The following is a 20,679-nucleotide window of genomic DNA, read 5'->3' on the forward strand; positions in this document are numbered from 1 at the left end:
CATGAAAGATCGCGTTGCGCTGATGCTGGCCGCCTTCTGGTGGGGCAGCCTCACCACGATCGGTTTCCTGGTGGTTCCGATGCTGTTCGCCAGGCTCGGCAATCCGTCGGTGGCGGGCAACTTCGCGGCGCAGCTGTTCGAGGCGCAGAGCTGGATTGCCGTTGCCTGCGGGCTGATCCTGCTGATCCACTTTCGCGCCAAGGCCGACGACCGCATGGACGGTCCCGCGTTGACGGCGATTTTCCTGATCCTCGGGGCGCTGCTGCTGGCGCTGCTTCAGCAGTACGCCGTGGCGCCGCGCATCGTGGCGCGCGACAACCTCAAGCTGTGGCACGCCGTCGGCAGCGGCATGTACCTGGTGCAGTGGATATGTGCCGGTGCGTTGCTGTGGCGCATGGGCGAGCGCAAGCCGGACTGATTCGTGGCGCGGAGGCGGCAGGTGCCGCTTCCGCAATCCCTCACTCTTTCCAGTATTTCGCGACCCAGCTTGCCGGCCGGATGAACCGGAAGGCGCGGTTGCGGCGGCCTGCCAGCGCGTCCGGGGGGTTGCATTCGCCATGGAACACCATGACGCGTGCGCCCTCGGGCACGAAGGGCTCTTCCCAGTAGTTGGTCGGCCAGGTCGGGATGCCGTGGTACTTGAAGCTCGGGCACCATTCGGCGGGCCAGTACGCCAGCTTGCCTTGCTTGTGGAGCATGTCCGACAGGTAGGCCTGCTCGTTGCGATACTGCGCCTGTACCTTGTCCAGGTTGGCGCGCAGGTAGGCCAGGATGTCGGCATGGGCGCCGATCTCGAAGCGGTAGACCGACGAGTTGCCGGTGATGCGCTCCCGCCGCCAGGGGCGTGGGTAGTCGTGAATGATCAGGAACTCGCCGGGCTGCTCGAAAAAGGCGTCGAGGCTGCCCACGACGACCACGTCGAGGTCGAGGAAGAGGGCGGTGCCGCGCAGGCCGTACAGGTCTTTTTCAAACGTGGTGAGCTTCTTCCAGCCTCCGTCGCGCTGGCCGGGGGCCAGGTTCAGGTTCAGCTGCGGAATCGGCAGGCACGTCACCTCCGGGCGAATGCCGTTGCCGTCGTCCGTCAGGCACACGAACTTGAAGTCGCCGCTGAGGTTGCGGCGCACCATCGCGTAGAGCCGGTTGACGTATTCGGGGCCGTATTTCGTGCCCCACTTCATGCAGAGGATATGGCGCTGGGCGCCCTGCGCTGCCACCGGCCTCAGTCCGACTGGTTGCGCTTCTTGGCCGACAGCGGCCGCTTAGCCTTGGCGCGCTTGATGGTGCCGCCGGGGGTGAGGCGCTGGTTGCCGAGCACGCGCAGGGTCTTGATCTCAGGGCGCTGGCCGCCGCGCTTGCTGTACTTGACGATCTTCACGTCGCGCGGGCCGGGCATGCGGTCTTCGTCGATCACGCGCTCTTTTTCGGGCTTCGGGCGCCACAGCACCAGCAGCTTGCCGATGTGCTGGATGGGGGCGGCGTCGAGCTCTTCAGCCAGTTCGCGCAGCATGGCGTCCCGGGCGAGGCGGTCATCGGAGAAGACGCGGATCTTGATCAGGCCATGGGCCTTGAGCGCCGCATCGGCTTCTTTTTTTACGGCAGGGGTGAGCCCGTCTCCACCGACCATGACGATCGGATCCAGGTGGTGAGCTTCGGCGCGGTGCACCTTGCGCTCGGCAGGGGTAAGTTGAATGGCGGGCATCCCCGTATTATCGACGCGTACACGAAGACCCCCATGAGCACCAAAGCCAAAAGCAAAAAAGTCAACAAAGCGTGGCTTCACGACCATATCAACGACCCCTACGTGAAGCTCGCCACCAAGGAGGGTTATCGCGCGCGCGCCGCCTACAAGCTCAAGGAAATCGACGAGTCGCTCGGCCTCGTCAAGCCGGGCCAGCTGGTGGTCGATCTCGGCTCCACGCCCGGGGCCTGGAGCCAATACCTGCGCCGGCGCATGTCGCCGGACGGCGCCGCGGCCGGCGAACTCAACGGCACCATCATTTCCCTGGACATCCTGCCGATGGAACCCATCGAGGGGGTGACCTTCCTGCAGGGCGACTTCCGCGAAGATGCGTTGCTGCAACAGCTGCTCGGCGTGCTGGCCGGCCGCAAGGCCGATCTGGTGGTGTCCGACATGGCGCCCAACCTGTCGGGCATCCATTCGGCCGATGCCGCCCGCGTGGCGCACCTGATCGAGCTTGCAATCGACTTCGCCCAGCACCACCTGAAGCCTGAAGGCGCTCTGGTGGCCAAGCTCTTCCACGGCAGCGGCTACGACGACCTGGTGAAGCTTTTCAAGGCCAATTTCCGCATCGTGAAGCCCTTCAAGCCCAAGGCGTCGCGGGACAAATCGGCCGAGACCTTCCTGGTCGGAATGGGCCTGAAGGCCTCGGATACGCCTTGATACCTTGCCGCCGATTGCCCGTACAGGGCGCAAACCCCTGTCAGGCTATGGCTGCTTTAGGGAAATGCCCGCTTTTCGCAGCTTGAAAAGCCTAAAATGGGGCGCAATTGCGTACCCACAGCGCGTATTTTCATTTTCCCGTCACGCGCTTTCGACTGGAGCTTCGTTTGAACAATCAGTGGTTTTCCAAAGTTGCCGTATGGCTCGTCATTGCCATGGTGTTGTTCACTGTGTTCAAGCAGTTCGACACCCGCGGTGGCGTCGGCTCGGGAGCAGTCAGCTACTCCGAGTTTCTGGACCAGGTCCGGAATAACCAAATCAAGAGCGCCGTCATTCCCGAAGGCGCGGCCGGCGGCGAGATCATCGCCGTCACCAACGACGATCGCAAGATCCGCACGACCGCCACGGTGCTCGACCGCGGCCTCGTGGGCGACCTGATCGACCACAACGTCAAGTTCGACGTCAAGCCGCGCGAAGAGAGCTCGCTGCTCATGACGCTGCTGGTCAGCTGGGGCCCGATGCTGCTGCTGATCGGCGTGTGGATCTACTTCATGCGACAGATGCAGGGCGGCGGCAAGGGCGGGGCGTTCAGCTTCGGCAAGAGCAAGGCCCGCATGATGGACGAGAACAACAACACGGTCACCTTCGCCGACGTCGCGGGCTGCGACGAGGCCAAGGAAGAAGTCCGTGAAGTCGTCGACTTCCTGAAAGACCCGCAGCGCTTCCAGAAGCTCGGCGGCCGCATCCCCCGCGGTCTGCTGCTCGTCGGCCCTCCCGGCACCGGCAAGACCCTGCTGGCCAAGTCGATCGCCGGCGAAGCCAAGGTGCCGTTCTTCTCGATCTCCGGCTCCGACTTCGTCGAAATGTTCGTCGGCGTGGGCGCTGCCCGTGTCCGCGACATGTTCGAGAACGCCAAGAAGAATGCTCCCTGCATCATCTTCATCGACGAAATCGATGCGGTGGGCCGTCAGCGCGGCGCCGGCCTCGGCGGCGGCAACGACGAACGCGAGCAGACGCTCAACCAGATGCTGGTCGAGATGGACGGCTTTGAAACCAACCTCGGCGTGATCGTGGTGGCTGCCACCAACCGCCCGGACATCCTGGATGCCGCGCTGCTGCGCCCCGGCCGTTTCGACCGACAGGTGTACGTCACGCTGCCGGACATCCGCGGCCGTGAGCAGATCCTCGGCGTGCACATGCGCAAGGTCCCGCTGGGCCAGGACGTGAACCCGAGCGTCATCGCCCGCGGCACCCCCGGCATGTCGGGCGCCGACCTGGCCAACCTCTGCAACGAAGCCGCCCTGATGGCCGCCCGCCGCAATGCGCGCGTGGTCGAGATGCAGGACTTCGAGAAGGCCAAGGACAAGATCTTCATGGGCCCCGAGCGCAAGAGCATGGTCATGCCCGAGGAAGAGCGCCGCAACACGGCCTACCACGAATCCGGCCACGCCCTCATCGGCAAGCTGCTGCCCAAGTGCGATCCGGTCCACAAGGTCACGATCATTCCGCGCGGCCGCGCCCTCGGCGTGACCATGAGCCTGCCGTCGCAGGACCGCTACAGCTACGACCGCGAATACATGCTCAACCAGATCAGCATGCTGTTCGGTGGCCGCATCGCCGAGGAAGTGTTCATGCACCAGATGACCACCGGCGCAAGCAACGACTTCGAGCGCGCGACTTCCATCGCCCGCGACATGGTCACGCGCTACGGCATGACCGACGCGCTGGGACCGATGGTCTATGCCGAGAACGAAGGCGAAGTGTTCCTGGGCCGCTCGGTCACCAAGACGACCAACATGAGCGAGCAGACCATGGAAAAGGTCGACTCGGAAGTGCGCCGCATCATCGACGAGCAGTACGCCCTGGCGCGCCGCCTGATCGAGGAGAACAGCGACAAGATGCACGCCATGGCCAAGGCGCTGCTCGAGTGGGAAACCATCGACAGCGAACAGCTCGACGACATCATGGCCGGCCGCGCTCCGCGTCCGCCCAAGGACTGGACGCCGCGCATTCCGCCTTCGGGCAGCGGTGGCAGTGGTGGCACGCCGGCCGTCAATCCCGACCCGGCGCCCACCGCGGCCTGAGGTGGGCTTGATCTCAAGCGATGACGGGGCCTCTGGCCCCGTTTTTCATGGTGGCGCTGCCGTCTGGCAGACCTCGCGCTTTCGCATCGACCTGTCGCAGCCGCGCGTGATGGGCATCGTCAATGTCACGCCCGATTCCTTTTCCGACGGCGGCGCGCATGCATCCACCAGCGCTGCACTCAGGCACTGCGAGCAGCTGCTGAAAGAGGGCGCCGACATCCTCGACATCGGCGGCGAATCGACCCGCCCCGGCAGCCCGGCAGTGCCGCTCGACGCAGAGCTGGCGCGCGTGCTGCCTGTGGTGCGCGAGGCCGTCAAGCTCAACGTACCGCTGTCGATCGATACCTACAAGCCCGAGGTCATGCGCGCGGTGCTCGACCTGGGTGCCGACATCGTCAACGACATCTGGGCGCTGCGCCAACCCGGCGCGCGCGAGGCCGTGGCGGCGCATCCGTCCTGCGGCATCTGCCTGATGCACATGCACCGCGATCCGCAGACGATGCAGGCCGTGCCGATGAGCGGCGACGTGATCCCCGAAGTGCTGTCGTTCCTTCAGGCGCAGGTGCAGCTGCTGCGCGCGCTGAAGGTCGACTCTTCGCGCATCACGTTGGACCCCGGCGTGGGCTTCGGCAAGACCGTGGCGCAGAATTTCGCGCTGCTGGCGCGGCAGCGCGAACTGCTCGAGGGCGGCCTGCCGCTGCTCCTGGGCTGGTCGCGCAAATCGTCGATCGGTGCCGTCACGGGCATCGAAGCGGCAAGCGGGCGCATCGTGCCCAGCGTCGCCGCGGCGGTGCTGGCGGTGGACCGCGGCGCAGCCGTGGTGCGCGTGCACGACGTGCGCGACACGGTGGCAGCCATCGCCGTATGGCGCGCCATGAGGGCGGAAGAACAGCCAACACAAACACAACAAGGCACACAGCAACCATGACACGTAAATATTTCGGCACCGACGGCATTCGCGGCACTGTCGGCCAGGCGCCCATCACTCCTGACTTCGTGCTGCGCCTGGCGCATGCCGTGGGCCGCGTGCTCAAGAAGAGCCAGGCCAAGAGCCAGGCGCGCCCGACGGTGCTGATCGGCAAGGACACCCGCATTTCCGGCTACATGCTCGAATCGGCGCTCGAATCGGGCTTCAATTCGGCCGGCGTCGACGTGGTGCTGCTCGGTCCGCTGCCCACGCCCGGCGTGGCGTACCTCACGCGCGCCCAGCGCGCGAGCCTGGGCGTGGTGATCAGCGCGAGCCACAACGCCTACCCCGACAACGGCATCAAGTTCTTCAGCGCGCAGGGCACCAAGCTCGACGACGCCTGGGAGCTGGCGGTCGAAGCCGCGCTGGAAGAAGACCCGGTGTGGGTCGATTCCGCGAACCTCGGCAAGGCCCGCCGCCTCAACGACGCGCCCGGCCGCTACATCGAGTTCTGCAAGAGCACCTTCGCCAACGACCTCACGCTGCGCGACATGAAGCTGGTGGTCGATGCGGCGCATGGCGCGGCCTACCAGGTGGCGCCCAACGTGTTCCACGAACTGGGCGCGGAGGTGAGCAGCATCGGCGTCTCGCCCGACGGCCTGAACATCAACAAGGGCTTCGGCGCCACCCATCCCGAAGCGCTGGTGGCCGCCGTGACGGCGCAGAAAGCCGACTACGGCATCGCGCTCGACGGCGACGCCGACCGCCTGCAACTGGTCGACGCGAGCGGGCGCCTGTTCAACGGCGACGAGCTGCTCTACCTGATGGTGGCGGAGCGCATTGCGCGCGGCGAGAAGCCCGTGGGCGTGGTCGGCACGCTCATGACCAACAAGGCCGTCGAGGTCGCCCTGCGCGGGCTCGGCATCGAATTCGTGCGGGCCAAGGTCGGCGACCGCTATGTGCTCGAAGAACTCGACAAGCGCGGCTGGCTGCTGGGCGGCGAAGGCTCCGGCCACCTGCTGGCGCTCGACCGCCACACCACCGGCGACGGCATCGTCAGTGCGCTGCAGGTGCTGCAGGCCTGCGTGCGCAGCGGCAAGACCGTGGCGCAGTTGCTCGACGGCGTCACGCTGTTCCCGCAGACGCTGATCAACGTGCGCATTGCCCCCGACCAGAACTGGAAGGACAACAAGGCGCTGGCCACCGAAACCGAACGCATCGAGGCCGAACTCGGCGATGCCGGCCGCGTGCTGATCCGCGCGAGCGGCACCGAGCCGCTGGTGCGGGTGATGGTCGAAGCCCGCGACGCGCAGCTGGCCGAATCCTGCGCCAAGCGCCTGGCTGCGACCCTGGAACCCGCGCGATGACGGCGGGCACGCAGATCGAGGTCTTTCTTGCCGACTACCGTGACGCGGCCCAGGCCGCGGCCGTGGTGGATCTTCTCAACGCCTATGCAAGCGAGCCGGCCGGCGGCGGCGTGCCGCTCGACCCCGCGGTGCGCCAGGATCTTCCGGCGGCCCTGGCGGCGCGTCCGCAGGCCTTCAGCGTGCTCGCTTTCGAGGGCGGGCAGCCCGTGGGCCTTATCAACTGCCTGGAGGGCTTCTCGACCTTCGCCTGCAAGCCGCTGGTCAATGTGCACGACGTGGTCGTGCTGCCCACCCACCGCGGCCAGGGCGTTGCGCAGAAGATGTTCGCTCTGGTCGAGCAGGAGGCGCGCAGGCGCGGCGCCTGCAAGCTCACGCTCGAAGTTCTGTCGAACAACAAGCCCGCGTTGCGCACCTACGAGCGCGAGGGCTTTGCGAGCTACCAGCTCGACCCGGAGTTCGGGCACGCGGTGTTCCTGCAGAAGAAGCTCTGAAAAGAAAAAGGGCCGGGGCGAATCGATCGCCGTCGGCCCTTGCCGCAACCCTGTCCCGCAAGGGAGAGGGTGCGAGACAGATTCAGAAGCGCGTCACCGGCATTTCGGCGTCGGCCTTGTTCGGTGCGTACTTGCCCAGTTCCCACTTGGCGATCGCGTTGCGGTGCACTTCGTCCGGGCCGTCGGCAAAGCGCAGCGTGCGGGCACCGGCGTAGGCGTAAGCCAGCGGGAAATCGTCGCACATGCCGCCGCCGCCGTGCACCTGCATGGCCCAGTCGATCACCTGGCAGGCCATGCTCGGCGCCACCACCTTGATCATCGCGATCTCGTTCTTGGCGACCTTGTTGCCGGCCACGTCCATCAGCCATGCGGCCTTGAGCGTGAGCAGGCGGGCCATATCGATCTTGCAGCGCGCTTCGGCGATGCGTTCCTGCGTCACGGTCTGCGAAGCGACGGTCTTGCCGAAGGCCACGCGCGACGAGGCGCGCTTGCACATCAGCTCGAGCGCGCGCTCGGCCAGGCCGATCAGGCGCATGCAGTGGTGGATGCGTCCCGGGCCGAGGCGGCCCTGGGCGATCTCGAAGCCGCGGCCTTCGCCCAGCAGGATGTTGCCCACCGGCACGCGCACGTTCTCGAAGTACATCTCGACGTGGCCGTGCGGCGCGTCGTCGTAGCCCATCACGTTCAGTGGTCGCACGATGCGGATGCCCTTGGCGTCGGCCGGCACCACGACCATGCTCTGCTGCGAATGGCGGGGTGCGTCGGGGTCGCTCTTGCCCATGGTGATGAACACGGCGCAGCGCGGGTCGGCGGCACCGGAAATCCACCACTTGTGGCCGTTGATGACGTACTCGTCGCCTTGGCGCTCGATGCGCGTGGAAATGTTGGTGGCGTCGCTCGATGCGACGTCGGGCTCGGTCATGGCGAAAGCGGAGCGGATCTGGCCTTCGAGCAGCGGCTTGAGCCAGCGTGCCTTGATTTCTTCCGAGCCGTAGCGCGCGATGGTTTCCATGTTGCCGGTGTCCGGCGCCGAGCAGTTGAAGGCCTCGCTGGCCCACGGCACCGCGCCCATGATCTCGGCCAGCGGCGCGTATTCCTGGTTGGTGAGGCCGGCGCCGGAGTAACCGGAGGCCGAAGCGCTGTCGACCGGCAGGAACAGGTTCCACAGGCCCTGGGCCTTGGCTTTCTCCTTGACCTTCTCGACCGTCTTCAGCGCCGTCCAGCGCTTGCCCGCGGCCGTGTTGGCGGCCAGCTCGGCGCTGTACTCGGCTTCGGCCGGGTAGATGTTTTCGTCCATGAACGCCTTGACGCGTTTCTGCAGGTCTTTGGTCTTGGCCGAGTATTCGAAATCCATCTTCGTCTCCTTGTGGGTGTGGGGGCGGCGGTCAGGCCTTCTGGGCGAATTGCCAGGCCATTTCGGCCATGGGGCGCGCGCCGCGGGCCGAGGCCACGGCTTGTTCGCTCGATGCGGTGCCGGCCTCGACCCGCTTGGCAATGCCTTGCAGGATCGCGGCCATGCGGAACAGGTTGTAGGCCTGGTAGAAGTTCCAGTCGGGCGCCAGCGCCTCGGGTGTGCTGATGCGGGTGCGTTCGCAATAGCGGCGGATGTATTCGCTCTCGGTGGGAATGCCCAGCGAGGCGACATCCACGCCGCCGATGCCGCGGCCCGTGCTCGGCGGCATGTGCCACGACATGCAGTGGTAGCTGAAATCGGCCAGCGGATGGCCCAGCGTGGAAAGCTCCCAGTCGAGCACCGCGATGATGCGCGGCTCGGTGGCGTGGAACATCACGTTGTCCAGGCGGTAGTCGCCGTGGACGATCGACACCTTGCTTTCGTCGCGAGCGCTCGCCGGCATGTGGGCGGGCAGCCAGTCGATCAGCCGCTCCATGGCCTCGATGGGCTGCGAGAGCTCGCCGGCACCGTCGGTCGAGGCCTTGTACTGCTTGCTCCAGCGGCCGATCTGGCGCTCGAAATAGTTGCCGGGCTTGCCGTAGTCGGCCAGCCCGCGCTCGGCGAACTTCACCGTGTGCAGCGCCGAGATCACGCGGTTCATCTCGTCGTAATGGGCCGCGCGCTCGGCATTGCTCATGCCGGGCAGCGACTGGTCCCACAGCACGCGGCCCTGCATGAACTCCATCACGTAGAAGGCGCGGCCGATGATTGCCTCGTCTTCGCACAGGCAGTACATGCGCGGCACCGGCACGTCGGTGCCGGCCAGGCCGCTCATGACCTTGAACTCGCGCTCCACCGCATGGGCCGAGGGCAGCAGTTTCGCAACAGGGCCCGGCTTGGCGCGCATCACGTAGCTCTGCGAAGGCGTGACCAGCTTGTAGGTGGGGTTCGACTGGCCGCCCTTGAACATCTCCACCGTCAGCGGGCCCTTGAACCCGTCGAGGTTCTTCTCGAGCCAGGCGGAGAGCGCATCGACGTCGAAGGCGTGCTGTTGCGAGACGGCGCGGGTGCCGATGAAGTTGGAGAAGTCCTGCTGGCTCATGTCAGTTTGTCTTTGTTCTAGCTTTCAGCTTCCGAGACGCGCATCAAGGCCGCGCGATCCAGCACGACCAGGCCGCCCGGCTCGATCCGGATGGTGCCCTCGCGCTCCATCGTCTTGAGTTCCTGGTTGACCCGCTGGCGCGATGCGCCCAGCAGCTGCGCCAGTTCTTCCTGCGCCAGCTGCAGGCCGATGCGCATCTGGCTGCCGTCGTCCAGGTTGGGCACGCCGTAGCTGCGCACCAGGTGGATGAGCTGCTTGGCCAGCCGCGCCCGCAGGGGCAGGGTGTTGAGGTCTTCCACCAGCCCGAACAGCGTGCGGATGCGGCGCGCCTGCAGCCGCATCAGCGCTTCGTACAGCTCCACGTGCGACGCCAGGATCTTCTGGAAATCGGCGCGCGCCACGCAAAGAATGGTGCTGTCGCCGTGCGAGTAGGTGTCGTGCGTGCGCCGGTCCCCGTCGAACATCGCCACGTCGCCGAACCAGATGCCCGGCTCCACGTAGGTCAGCGTCACCTGCTTGCCGGAGACCGCCGTCGAGCTGACGCGCACCGCGCCCTTGGCGCAGGCGATCCAGTGATCGGGCGGGTCGCCGCGGGCGGCGATCAGGTCGCCGTCCTTGTAGCGTTTGACGAAAGCACATCGGAGGATGTCGTGCCGTAGCGATGGAGATAGGGAAGAAAACCAGCGACCACTGTTGATCGCTTCACGTTCTTCGATAGTAAGAATGGGGTCGTCCATTGGTCTGTCCTCTCGGCGACTGAAAAGCTGATGGGTGTCACGGGAGCGACGCAGCGCGCGGTCACTCGTACTGCGGCGGCTTCTTCTCGAGGAACGCGGCAATGCCGATGCCCGCGTTCGGATGGTGCAGGTTGCGCACGAAGTGGTCGCGCTCCTGCGAGAGCTGCGAAGCCAGCGTGGCGCCGCGCGCGTCGCTCAGCAGTTCCTTGATGCTGGCCAGCGAGTTGGGCGCCCGGGTGTTGAGCTTGCCCGCCAGTGCCAGCGCGCCGGCCAGCGCCTGGCCGTTTTCGGTCAGCTCGTTCACCATGCCCAGCGCATGCAGGCGCGGCGCGCCGATGCGCTCGCCGTTCATGAGCCATTCGCTCGCCAGCTGGCGCGGCAGCTGCTGCCCCAGGTGCCAGCTCAGGCCGCCGTCGGGCGACAGCGCCACGTTGCTGTAGGAGGCCGCGAAGATGGCGTCGCGCGCCGCCACCACGAAGTCGCAGGCCAGCGCCAGCGAGAAGCCGGCACCGGCGGCGGCACCCTCGACCGCCGCGATGATCGGCTTGGGGAAGGTGCGGATCGAGTCGATCCAGTTGTGCAGCCCCTCGATGCTCTCGGCCTGCACCGAGCGGTCGAGCTGGCGGTTGGCCAGCAGCCGCTGCAGCGAGCCGCCGGCACAGAACCATTCGCCTTCGCCCACGATGACGACGCTGCGGATCTCCGCGCTGCCCTCGGCGCCGTTGAGCGCCTCGATGCCGGCGGCGTAGATCTCGGGGCCCAGCGCATTGCGCTGGGTCGGGTTGGAGATGGTCAGCACCATGGTGCTGCCTTCGCTGGTGCTCTTGAGTTCGGCGGTCATGGTTTGCCTGCTTATTCTTCTTCGTGCAGCAGGCTCAGGCCCAGCGCGCCGCGGCGGCGCAGCCACGGGCTCGGGCGATAGCGCGGATCGCCATACACCGTCTGCAGGTTGAACAGCACCTCGAGCATGTTGGTCGGGCCGTAGAGGTTGCCCATGGCCAGCGGGCCGCGCGGGTAGCCCAGGCCCAGCTGCACCGCGGTCTCGAGGTCGGCCGGCGTGCACACGCGCTGCTGGCACATGTCGGCTGCGATGTTGACGATGGTGCCGATCACGCGCTGCGTGACGAAGCCGCCGCTGTCGCGGATCACGCTCACCGCCTTGCCGTCGCGCGCGAAGAGGGCGTGCGCGGCGTCGCGGATGTCGCGGCGCGTGGCCGGATTGGTGGCGAGCACGCGGCGCTTGGTGGCGGCGTCGTCGATCAGCATGTCGATGCCGATGGTGCGCGTGGCGTCCAGGCGCTCGACGGCGGCGACCGTGGTCACGTCGAAGCCCAGCGGTGCCACCAGGATCAGCGAATGCGGCGCGGGCGCGGCGCCGCTGTCGATCTGCGCGCCCAGCGTGTTCACCAGGCGCAGGAGTTCGGCGCGGCGCGCCGCGCGTGGCGACACCCACACCGACGGCGTGCCGTCGACCACGGGCGCGGGGGTCTCGGGCACCTGCTGCATCACGCCGTCGGCGTAGCGGTAGAAGCCTTCGCCCGTCTTGCGGCCCAGCGCGCCGGCGGCCAGGCGCTGCGCGGTGATCACGCTCGGGCGGAAGCGCGGTTCCTCGAAGTACTGGTGGTAGATCGACTCCATCACCGGGTGCGACACGTCGAGCGCCGTCAGGTCCAGCAGCTCGAACGGGCCGAGGCGAAAGCCCGCCTGGTCCTTGAGGATGCGGTCGATGGTGGCGAAATCGGCCACGCCTTCGCTGACGATGCGCAGCGCCTCGGTGCCGTAGCCGCGGCCCGCGTGGTTGACGATGAAGCCGGGGGTGTCCTGCGCCTGCACGGCGCTGTGGCCCATCTGCCTGGCGTAGCCCGCCAGCTGCGCGCAGACCGCGGGGGCGGTCTTGAAGCCAGCCACCACCTCGACCACCTTCATGAGCGGCACGGGATTGAAGAAGTGGAAGCCCGCAACGCGCTCGGGGCGGGCGAGCCCGGCCGCAATGGCCGTCACCGACAGCGAAGAGGTGTTGGTGACCAGCGTGGCGCTCTCGGCCACCACGCCTTCGAGTTCGCGGAACAGCTTGCGCTTGACTTCCAGGTCTTCGACCACGGCCTCGACCACCAGGTCGCAGCCGGCGAGCGCCTGGATCGAATCGACCGCCCTGACGCGGGCGACGTACGCGTCGCGCGCGGCGGCGTCGATCTTGCCTTTTTCGTGCAGCTTGTTCCATTGGGCGGCGAGGGCTTCGCGGCCGCGCTCCGCGGCGCCCGCGAAGCTGTCGAGCAGCAGCACTTCGCTGCCTGCCTGGGCGGCGATCTGCGCGATGCCGCGACCCATGGCGCCGGCGCCTATGACGCCGATTCGGGTGTAGTTCACTGTCATTTGCTGAAGATTTTCGCTGGTTGAGGGGTATCCGGCCTGCCGCGCAGGCGTCGACGCAAGCGCTGTCGTCACCTGCGATTTTGCAGTTGCGCGCGGGCGGGGCGTGACGGGTTTTACGCGGGGGCGCGATTTCAGGCCGGGCGGCGGCTGCGGTTGATGGCGGTGCTGAGCGAGATGGCCACCAGCATGACGCCGAAACCGACCCAGCTCATCCAGGCCGCCGCGTCGTGCGCCAGCAGCCAGCCGCCGAGCGCAGCGCCCACGGCCTGGCCTGTATAGATGCCGGAGCTGTTGAGCGCCACCGAGCCCGGCGCGAGGGCCGGCGCCAGGCCCACCAAGCGGGCCTGCTGGGCCGAATTGGTGGCGAAGCAGCCCAACCCCCAGGGCACCAGCAGCACGGCCAGCCAGGCGAGCGTGGAAGCGGTCGGCCACAAGAGCAGGCTCAGCGCGATCAGCGAGGTAGTGACCAGCACCATGCGCCCGGCCCCGACGCGGTCGATGAAGCGGCTGACCACCATGTTGCCGATGAGCCCGCAGGCGCCGAACAGGGCCCACATCACGCTCAGCGTGGTGGCGTCCGCACCGAAGCTCTGCTTGAGGATGGGGCCGAAATAGCTGAACAGCACGAACTGCCCGGCACCCTGCAGCGCCGTCACCGCCACGATGCCCATCAGCACCGGACTGCGCAGCACACGCGACCAGGCGGCGGCTGTGAGTGCCGCCGGGCGAATGCCGGCGGGCAGGGTGAGCCAGATCGATGCCGCGCTCACGACGCTGAGCAGCGCAACCGCCACGAAGGCCATGCGCCAGCCCAGGTGCCCGCCGATCAGCGCGCCGATGGGCAGGCCCAGCACCGAGGCCATCGACCAGCCCAGGAACACGAAGGTGACGGCGCGCCCGCGCTGCTCGGGCGGTACCAGCAGGCCGGCGCAGGCTGCGGCCTGGGGCGTGAAGATGGCCGGCGCGATCACCGTGAGCATGCGTACCGGCAGCAGCGCGCCGAAGCTCGGCATGAGCGCCGCGAGAGCGTGGCCCGCCGCATACCAGAGCAGGGTGAGCGCGAGCAGCTGGCGGCGGTCCCACCCCGCGACGGCGGCGGCCAGCAGCGGCGCGCCGATGCACATCACCGCCGCCGCGGCGGTGATCAACTGGCCTGCGGTGGCGACCGAAATGGCCAGCGAAGCGCTGATTTCATTGAGCGTGCCGGGCACGACCATCACGCCCGTGCCGATCACGAAGTTGCCGACCAGCAGCGCCCAGAGCGCACCCTTGGGCGCGGGCCGGCTCACCGGCGAACCTGCAGCGCGCCGGGATTCACGATGTTCGTGGGATTGCCGTTGATGTAGCTCACGACGTTGTCGAAGGCCTGGCCGAAGTAGCTCTCGTAGCTCTCCTGCTCGACATAGCCGATGTGCGGGGTGCAGATGCAGTTCTCCAGCCGCAGCAGCGCGTGGCCCTGCAGCGGCGGCTCGCTCTCGAACACGTCGATGGCGGCCAGCCCGGGGCGGCCACGGTTGAGCGCCGCGAGCAGCGCGTCGGCCTCGACCAGCTCGGCACGCGAGGTGTTGACGAACAGCGCCGTCGGCTTCATGCGCGAGAGATCCTCGAGCGTGATGAGACCGTTGGTTTCGTCGTTGAGCCGCAGGTGGACCGACAGCACGTCGGCGGCTGCAAAGAACTCCTGGCGGTTCTGCGCCACCTGGAAGCCGTCGGAGCGGGCCTTGGCGCAGCTGGCTTCACGCCCCCAGATCACGACCTGCATGCCGAAGGCCTGCCCGTAGCGCGCGACCAGCTGGCCGATGCGGCCGTAGCCCCAGATGCAGAGCGTCTTGCCCTTAAGCACCGAGCCCAGCCCGAAATTGGGTGGCATCGAGGCCGACTTGAGGCCCGACTGCTGCCACGCCCCGTGCTTGAGGTTGCTGATGTATTGCGGCAGCCGGCGCATGGCGGCCATGATGAGCGCCCAGGTGAGCTCGGCAGGTGCCTGGGGGGAGCCAGAGCCTTCCGCCACGGCGATGCCGCGCTCGGTGCAGGCCGCCACGTCGATGTGGCCCGCGACGCGACCCGTTTGCGAAATGAGCTTGAGCTTGGGCAGCTTCTCGATGAGCTGCCGGGAGATCTGTGTGCGCTCGCGAATCAGCACGATCACGTCGGCGTCCTTGAGGCGAACCGAGAGTTGCCCGATGCCCTTGACCGTGTTGGTGTAGACCTTGGCTGCGTACGCGTCCAGCTTGGTGGCGCAGCGCAGTTTGCGCACGGCGTCCTGATAGTCGTCGAGGATCACAATATTCATGGCGTGCCATTGTGCCTCGCAGCATTGGGATGTCGCACCCCCGAACGTTTGGATACCCACTGCCGACGGGCTCTCCCAGGGGGCCGCGCCTCAGTGCAGGCGTGTGGAGCGGGGCGCGGTGACCATGGCTTCGGCCGCTTCGAGGGCCGCCAGACGGTCGAGCTCCGCGCACACGTCGTCCATGCGGCCGGAGATCACGACACGGTTGCTGCGCTGCTGGCCCTTTCCGTCGACCACGCGCACCACGCGCAACGGGCGCGCCGGCGCGGTGGCTGCAGCCGCCGGTGGCGTCGCGCCGCAAGAGGGTCGCACCGCGACATAGCGCAGGCCGGCGGAACTCTCGCTGTGGTCGAGCGGGGCGTGGCGATGAGGGCGGCGTGCCGGAATCAAACGGTTGGCGAGCGATTGCAGCGGCATCCAGAAATCAGCGATGGCGAGGAGGGCGATTCCCATGTGAACTCCAAAAAAGTATGAGGTTGAACACAGGCAGGATTTCTTGAATCGGCCGCGACAGGGTGATGGCGACTTCGCGCCATACGCCCGCCACCTGTCGCGGCCGGGTGAGTGCTGCTGCCAGCAGGCCTACATCAGCATGGTGTTGCGGATGAGGCCCACGGCGAGGCCTTCGATCTCAAAGGGCTCGCCGGGCTGGACGATGATGGTCGGGTAGTCGGGGTTCTCGGCGTGCAGCTCGATGACCTGCTTGTTGCGCTTCAGGCGCTTGACGGTGACCTCGTCGCCCAGGCGCGCCACCACGATCTGGCCGTTGCGCGCTTCCTTGGTGGCCTGCACGGCGAGCAGGTCGCCGTCCATGATGCCGGCATCGCGCATGGACATGCCGCGCACCTTGAGCAGGTAGTCGGGCTGGCGCTGGAACAGTGTGTTCTCGACGTAGTAGGTCTGGTCGACGTGCTCTTGCGCCAGGATGGGCGAGCCCGCGGCGACCCGGCCGATGAGCGGCAGCGCCAGTTGCGCCATGCCGGGCAGCGAGAGCGAGAACTGGCCGCCTTCGCGGTGACGCGTTTCGTTCAGCGAGCGCAGGGCGTCGCCCTTGAGGCGGATGCCGCGCGAGGTGCCGCTGACGAGTTCGATGACACCTTTGCGGGCCAATGCCTGCAGGTGCTCTTCGGCCGCGTTGGCCGACTTGAACCCGAGTTCATTGGCGATTTCGGCGCGCGTGGGTGGCGCGCCGGTTCGGGCGATGGCGCTCTGGATCAAGTCCAGGATCTGCTGCTGGCGGGCTGTAAGCTTCACGGCGAACTGCATATGTGGTTCCTTGCGGCACTGGCTAGATATCCAGTACCTGTATTTTTAACCAGTTTTAAAAAGTTGACAAGACATGCCCGATTTCCCCTCGCCTGAACTGCGCCGCGTGGTCGTGCTGGGCACCGGCGGCACCATTGCCGGCAAGGCCGCCAGCAGCGGCGACAACATCGGCTACACGGCCGGGCAGGTAGGCGTAGCGGACCTTCTGGGCGGCATCGAGGCGCCCCAGGGCGTGACGCTGGTGGCGGAGCAGGTCGCGCAACTGGACAGCAAGGACATGTCCTTCGAGACCTGGCAAAAGCTCGCGCAGCGCTGCGCGCACTGGCTGGCCGAGCCCGACGTGGCGGGCGTGGTGGTTACGCACGGCACCGACACGCTGGAGGAGACGGCCTTCTTCCTGCATTCCGTACTGGCGTGCGCGAAGCCTGTGGTGCTGACCTGCGCCATGCGCCCGGCGAGCGCGCTGTCGCCCGATGGTCCGCAGAACGTGCGCGATGCCATCGGCGTGGCTCTGGCAGCGGGTGCGAGGGGTGTGACCGTGGTGTGCGCCGGCGCGATCCACAGTGGCGCCGACGTGCAGAAAGTCCACACCTACAGACTCGATGCCTTCGCATCAGGCGATGCAGGCGTGGTTGGCTATGTGGAAGAAGGTGAAGTGCGCCGCGTGAGGGCGTGGCCCGAGGGCGGGGCGCTGCCGGCTTCGAAGATCTTCGAGGCGGCCGCCGTCCAGTGGCCTCGCGTGGAGATCGTCATGAGCCATGCCGGCGCGAGCGGTGCGGTCGTCGAGGCGCTGCTGCAGCCCGGCAACGCCGAACCGGTCCGTGGACTGGTGCTGGCCGCCACCGGCAACGGCACGCTGCATCACGCGCTCGAAGCGGCTGCGCTGAAGGCGCAGGAGGCGGGCGTGGCGGTGGTTCGCGCGACGCGCTGCATGAACGGGCGCATCCTGCCGAAAGCCGATGACCGCCTGCGGGACGCGGGCACGCTCACGCCGGTGAAGGCGCGCATCGCGCTGATGCTCGAGTTGCTCGGGTGAGGTGGTGGCCGCCCTGACGGAGGGCGGCCGGCAATCAGCTGCTCAGCGCTGCGAGTGCGCGCTGGGTGATTTCATCGACCGTGCCCACGCCCTTGATGGCGCGGTACTTCGGCGCGGCGGCCGGGTCGGTCTTGGCCCAGGCCGAGTAGTAGTCGACCAGCGGACGCGTCTGCTGGCTGTACACGTCGAGCCGCTTGCGCACGGTTTCTTCCTTGTCGTCCTCGCGCTGGATCAGGTCTTCGCCGGTGACGTCGTCCTTGCCTTCCACCTTGGGCGGGTTGAACTTGACGTGGTAGGTGCGGCCCGAAGCCGGATGCGAGCGGCGGCCGCTCATGCGCTCGATGATGTCGCCGAAGGGCACGTCGATCTCGAGCACGTAGTCGAGCTTGACGCCCGCCGCCTTCATGGCGTCGGCTTGCGGAATGGTGCGGGGGAAGCCGTCGAACAGGAAGCCGCTGGCGCAATCGGCCTGGGCGATGCGTTCCTTCACGAGATTGATGATCAGGTCGTCGCTGACCAGTGCACCCGCATCCATGACGGCCTTGGCCTGCAGCCCGAGCGGCGTGCCGGCCTTGACGGCGGCGCGCAGCATGTCGCCGGTCGAGATTTGGGGGATGCTGTACTTCTGGCAAATGAAGGCCGCTTGCGTGCCTTTGCCCGCCCCGGGCGCGCCCAGCAAAATTAGTCTCATGGTGTCCTCGGACGGTTCTTAGATTTTGTGTCGCGCCAGGCGTCGGCTTCAGGGGCTTTGGGCAGGGCGGAGTTGCTTCGAGGATAGCACGCGTGCTCCCCGGGATTTGTCGCTGCCCCGACAGGCACGTCGAGCTCCTCAGGCCGTCGGGCCGGCGGCGAAGACCGCGCGCACGCGCGCCAGGTCTTCGGGCGTGTCGATGCCCGGGCCGGGCGCCACGTGGCTCACGTGGACGGCGATGCGGTGTCCGTGCCACAGCGCCCGCAACTGCTCGAGCGCCTCGGTCGCCTCGACGGGCGAAGGCGGCAGCGACGGAAACTTGCGCACGAAGCCTGCGCGGTAGCCGTAGATGCCGATGTGGCGCAGGGGGGCTGGCGTGGGCAGCACCGTGGGCGCGGCGCCGTTGGCGGAACCGTCGCGCCACCAGGGGATGGGCGCACGGCTGAAGTACATGGCGTTGCCCTGTGCATCGAGCACGGCCTTCACCACGTTCGGATTCATGAAGTCGGCCGGCGAATCGATCTCGTGGGCCGCGGTGCTCATGGCGGCCTCCGCATGGGTGGCCAGCGTGGAGGCCACGGCATCGATCAGCGCCGGGTCGATCAGGGGCTCGTCGCCCTGCACGTTGACGACGATGTCGTCGCCATCGAGGCCGAGCTGCTCGCAGGCCTCGGCCAGCCGGTCGGTGCCGCTGGGGTGGTCCTGGCGGGTCAGGATCGCATCGACGCCGTGCGCCTTGCAGGCATCGATGATCGAGACGTCGTCGCCGGCCACCACCACGCGCACGGCACCGGACTCGCTGGCGCGCCGGGCCACGCGCACCACCATCGGCACGCCGGCGATGTCGGCCAGGGGCTTGTTGGGGAGCCTTGTCGACGCCAGGCGCGCCGGCACCAGGACCGTGAAGCTCACAGCCCGAGCTCTTCGTCGGAAAGCGTGCGTGCCTCGTTTTCCAGCAGCACGGGAATGCCGTCGCGCACCGGGTAGGCCAGGCGCGCGCTGCGCGAGCAGAGCTCCTGCTTTTCGGGGTTCCAGGTCAACGGACCCTTGGTGACGGGGCAGACGAGCAGTTCAAGCAGCTTGGTATCCATCGAGCGATGATAGCTTTGCGTCGAGCGCGGTGAAGAATTCCGGAGCGGGTGCGAAGAGCAGTGGCACCGCCAGTGCGTCGGGTGCCTTTTGCCACAGCTTGATCGCGTCTTTTTCGGTGCAGACGAGAGGGCCGCCAGCACCGGCCGGGTGTTGCCAGGCGTCGAAGTCGTAGTGGTCGGGCAGCGCGATGGTTTCGGCGAGCGTGAGGCCGCGGCCCCGGAGCATGGCGAAGAAGGCCTCCGGGCGCGCGATGGCCGCGAGCGCGGTCACCGGTTTGCCTGCCAGCGTGCTCAACGGCACGCGCTGCCCCTCGCTCGTGAGGGCGTAGTCCGCAAGGCGCCGCGTGGCGGTGTAGCCGCCTGCGAATGCGGGGTGTTCGCCGCTGTGCAGCACCAGGTCGCAGCGGCGTGGCCACGCCTCGCGCAGCGGGCCCGCCGGCAGGCGCCAGCCGTTGCCGATGCCGCGGTCGTCGAACACGCAGATCTCGATGTCGCGGCCGAGCGCCAGGTGTTGCAGCCCGTCGTCGCTGACGATGACTTGTGTGCCGGGATGCCGCTCCAGCAGCGCAAGGGCCGCCTCGATGCGCCTGCGCGCGACGAACACGGGGGCCTTCGTGGCGTGGTGAATCAGGGCGGGCTCGTCGCCGACGTCGCGGGGATCGCTGTCGGCCGTCGCTTCACGGCAGTCGTCGGTGCGCCGGCCGTAGCCACGGGACACCACGCCCACCTGGATGCCGCGCGCACGCAGATGGCGCACCACCGCCATCACCACGGGCGTCTTGCCGGCGCCGCCCGCGATCACGTTGCCGACGACGATCACCGGCACGGGCACGCGCTCCGACCTAAGCCACCCGAGCCGATAGAGCCATCCCCGAACGGCGAAGAGAGCTGCATAGAGCAGCGATAGCGGCCGCAGCAGGCAGGCCAGCAGGCCGCGGCGCAGCCACGCTTCCTGCAGTCGCGAGGCGGCGGGCGCCTGCGTGCTGCTGCGGCCTTCGGACGGCACTCAGCGCCCGGCTTGCGCCGTCGACTGGGCTGCGAAGGTGATCTGCATCAGGCCGGCGCGGCGTGCTGCCTCCATCACCGTGACGACGGCCTGGTGCGGGCTGGTCGCGTCGGCGCTGATGATCACCACGCTGTCCTTGCCGCCGGTGGCCGCGGCGGCGAGCGCGGCGGCCACGGCATCGACATTGCGGTCGGCCAGGGGCGTCTTGTTGATCGAATAGCGGCCGTCGGCCGACACCGCCACGATCACTTCCTTCGGATAGTCGCGCTGCGCGTCGACGTCCGCGGTCGGCAGCCGAAGCTGCATTTCGGTGAACTTGCTGTATGTGGTCGACAGCATCAGGAAGATCAGGATCACCAAGAGCACGTCGATGAACGGAATCAGGTTGATCTCCGGCTCGTCGCGCGCACCGTGGCGGAACTGCATGCGGCCTCGGGTCAT

At 67.5% G+C, this 20,679-nt stretch carries 23 protein-coding genes; 7 read left to right on the forward strand and 16 right to left on the reverse strand.

Annotation, left to right across the window (positions count from 1 at the left end):
- The first annotated feature begins 1 nt into the window (after position 1).
- Complete coding sequence (locus WIX39_RS16050) at positions 2 to 418, forward strand: DUF4149 domain-containing protein (RefSeq protein WP_409195376.1); 417 nt, start codon at positions 2 to 4, stop codon at positions 416 to 418.
- 40 nt (positions 419 to 458) lie between these two features.
- Here the strand turns inward: WIX39_RS16050 and WIX39_RS16055 are convergent, their stop codons facing one another.
- Positions 459 to 1,178 carry a glycosyltransferase gene (locus WIX39_RS16055; RefSeq protein WP_409195377.1) on the reverse strand — a complete coding sequence of 240 codons (720 nt, stop codon included), beginning with the start codon at positions 1,176 to 1,178 and terminating at the stop codon, positions 459 to 461.
- A gap of 41 nt (positions 1,179 to 1,219) precedes the next feature.
- Positions 1,220 to 1,699 (reverse strand): YhbY family RNA-binding protein, encoded by a 480-nt coding sequence (locus WIX39_RS16060; protein WP_106934685.1) that lies wholly within the window; start codon positions 1,697 to 1,699, stop codon positions 1,220 to 1,222.
- A gap of 33 nt (positions 1,700 to 1,732) precedes the next feature.
- Here WIX39_RS16060 and WIX39_RS16065 point away from each other — a divergent pair, with 33 nt between their 5' ends.
- The 5 genes from WIX39_RS16065 to WIX39_RS16085 all read left to right on the forward strand — a co-directional run bounded on the left by WIX39_RS16065 (position 1,733) and on the right by WIX39_RS16085 (position 7,250).
- Positions 1,733 to 2,401 (forward strand): RlmE family RNA methyltransferase, encoded by a 669-nt coding sequence (locus tag WIX39_RS16065; RefSeq protein WP_106934684.1) that lies wholly within the window; start codon positions 1,733 to 1,735, stop codon positions 2,399 to 2,401.
- Between the two features lie 167 nt (positions 2,402 to 2,568).
- A complete protein-coding gene (ftsH, locus tag WIX39_RS16070; RefSeq protein ID WP_081267244.1) occupies positions 2,569 to 4,485 on the forward strand; it encodes an ATP-dependent zinc metalloprotease FtsH in 1,917 nt (638 codons plus the stop codon).
- A gap of 109 nt (positions 4,486 to 4,594) precedes the next feature.
- Complete coding sequence (folP, locus tag WIX39_RS16075) at positions 4,595 to 5,413, forward strand: dihydropteroate synthase (protein WP_409196346.1); 819 nt, start codon at positions 4,595 to 4,597, stop codon at positions 5,411 to 5,413.
- A complete protein-coding gene (gene glmM / locus WIX39_RS16080) occupies positions 5,410 to 6,759 on the forward strand; it encodes a phosphoglucosamine mutase (protein ID WP_106934683.1) in 1,350 nt (449 codons plus the stop codon). The genes folP and glmM overlap by 4 nt, the downstream gene beginning before the upstream one ends.
- Positions 6,756 to 7,250 carry a GNAT family N-acetyltransferase gene (locus tag WIX39_RS16085; protein WP_409195378.1) on the forward strand — a complete coding sequence of 165 codons (495 nt, stop codon included), beginning with the start codon at positions 6,756 to 6,758 and terminating at the stop codon, positions 7,248 to 7,250. Before glmM ends, WIX39_RS16085 begins: the two co-directional genes overlap by 4 nt.
- 82 nt (positions 7,251 to 7,332) lie before the next feature.
- Here WIX39_RS16085 and WIX39_RS16090 read toward each other — a convergent pair whose 3' ends face one another.
- The 9 genes from WIX39_RS16090 to lexA all read right to left on the reverse strand — a co-directional run bounded on the left by WIX39_RS16090 (position 7,333) and on the right by lexA (position 16,414).
- The gene (locus tag WIX39_RS16090) at positions 7,333 to 8,604 is read right to left on the reverse strand and encodes an acyl-CoA dehydrogenase family protein (RefSeq protein WP_081270383.1); all 1,272 of its coding nucleotides are present in this window, start codon (positions 8,602 to 8,604) and stop codon (positions 7,333 to 7,335) included.
- Between the two features lie 31 nt (positions 8,605 to 8,635).
- Positions 8,636 to 9,745, reverse strand: coding sequence for a phosphotransferase (locus tag WIX39_RS16095; RefSeq protein ID WP_081270382.1), 1,110 nt, complete (start codon positions 9,743 to 9,745; stop codon positions 8,636 to 8,638).
- 17 nt (positions 9,746 to 9,762) lie between these two features.
- Positions 9,763 to 10,482, reverse strand: a complete 720-nt coding sequence (locus tag WIX39_RS16100; RefSeq protein WP_081270381.1) for a Crp/Fnr family transcriptional regulator — start codon at positions 10,480 to 10,482, stop codon at positions 9,763 to 9,765.
- Between the two features lie 61 nt (positions 10,483 to 10,543).
- Positions 10,544 to 11,323 (reverse strand): oxepin-CoA hydrolase, alternative type, encoded by a 780-nt coding sequence (locus WIX39_RS16105; protein WP_081270380.1) that lies wholly within the window; start codon positions 11,321 to 11,323, stop codon positions 10,544 to 10,546.
- Between the two features lie 11 nt (positions 11,324 to 11,334).
- Positions 11,335 to 12,855 carry a 3-hydroxyacyl-CoA dehydrogenase gene (locus tag WIX39_RS16110; protein ID WP_409195379.1) on the reverse strand — a complete coding sequence of 507 codons (1,521 nt, stop codon included), beginning with the start codon at positions 12,853 to 12,855 and terminating at the stop codon, positions 11,335 to 11,337.
- A 131-nt stretch (positions 12,856 to 12,986) separates the two neighbouring features.
- A complete protein-coding gene (locus tag WIX39_RS16115) occupies positions 12,987 to 14,144 on the reverse strand; it encodes an MFS transporter (protein ID WP_409195380.1) in 1,158 nt (385 codons plus the stop codon).
- A complete protein-coding gene (locus WIX39_RS16120; RefSeq protein ID WP_409195381.1) occupies positions 14,141 to 15,148 on the reverse strand; it encodes a D-2-hydroxyacid dehydrogenase family protein in 1,008 nt (335 codons plus the stop codon). Before WIX39_RS16120 ends, WIX39_RS16115 begins: the two co-directional genes overlap by 4 nt.
- A gap of 90 nt (positions 15,149 to 15,238) precedes the next feature.
- Complete coding sequence (locus WIX39_RS16125) at positions 15,239 to 15,601, reverse strand: hypothetical protein (protein WP_409195382.1); 363 nt, start codon at positions 15,599 to 15,601, stop codon at positions 15,239 to 15,241.
- Positions 15,602 to 15,730: 129 nt separating this feature from the next.
- Positions 15,731 to 16,414, reverse strand: coding sequence for a transcriptional repressor LexA (lexA, locus tag WIX39_RS16130; protein ID WP_013541704.1), 684 nt, complete (start codon positions 16,412 to 16,414; stop codon positions 15,731 to 15,733).
- A 73-nt stretch (positions 16,415 to 16,487) separates the two neighbouring features.
- Here lexA and WIX39_RS16135 point away from each other — a divergent pair, with 73 nt between their 5' ends.
- Entirely contained in the window at positions 16,488 to 17,450 is a 963-nt protein-coding gene (locus WIX39_RS16135) for an asparaginase (RefSeq protein WP_409195383.1), read from the forward strand.
- Between the two features lie 34 nt (positions 17,451 to 17,484).
- Here WIX39_RS16135 and adk read toward each other — a convergent pair whose 3' ends face one another.
- The 5 genes from adk to WIX39_RS16160 form a co-directional block, all read right to left on the reverse strand.
- Positions 17,485 to 18,141, reverse strand: coding sequence for an adenylate kinase (gene adk / locus WIX39_RS16140; protein WP_081270374.1), 657 nt, complete (start codon positions 18,139 to 18,141; stop codon positions 17,485 to 17,487).
- A gap of 138 nt (positions 18,142 to 18,279) precedes the next feature.
- Positions 18,280 to 19,053 (reverse strand): 3-deoxy-manno-octulosonate cytidylyltransferase, encoded by a 774-nt coding sequence (gene kdsB / locus WIX39_RS16145; protein WP_409195384.1) that lies wholly within the window; start codon positions 19,051 to 19,053, stop codon positions 18,280 to 18,282.
- On the reverse strand, positions 19,050 to 19,232 hold the full coding sequence (locus tag WIX39_RS16150; RefSeq protein WP_007836935.1) for a Trm112 family protein: 183 nt from the start codon (positions 19,230 to 19,232) through the stop codon (positions 19,050 to 19,052). Before WIX39_RS16150 ends, kdsB begins: the two co-directional genes overlap by 4 nt.
- Positions 19,213 to 20,238 (reverse strand): tetraacyldisaccharide 4'-kinase, encoded by a 1,026-nt coding sequence (gene lpxK / locus WIX39_RS16155; protein WP_409195385.1) that lies wholly within the window; start codon positions 20,236 to 20,238, stop codon positions 19,213 to 19,215. The genes WIX39_RS16150 and lpxK overlap by 20 nt, the downstream gene beginning before the upstream one ends.
- Entirely contained in the window at positions 20,239 to 20,664 is a 426-nt protein-coding gene (locus WIX39_RS16160) for an ExbD/TolR family protein (protein WP_409196347.1), read from the reverse strand. It lies immediately after the preceding gene.
- Between the last annotated feature and the right edge of the window lie 15 nt (positions 20,665 to 20,679).

Source organism: Variovorax sp. AB1(2024) (genome assembly GCF_037482385.2).
In the GTDB taxonomy this organism is placed as follows: Bacteria; Pseudomonadota; Gammaproteobacteria; order Burkholderiales; family Burkholderiaceae_C; genus Variovorax.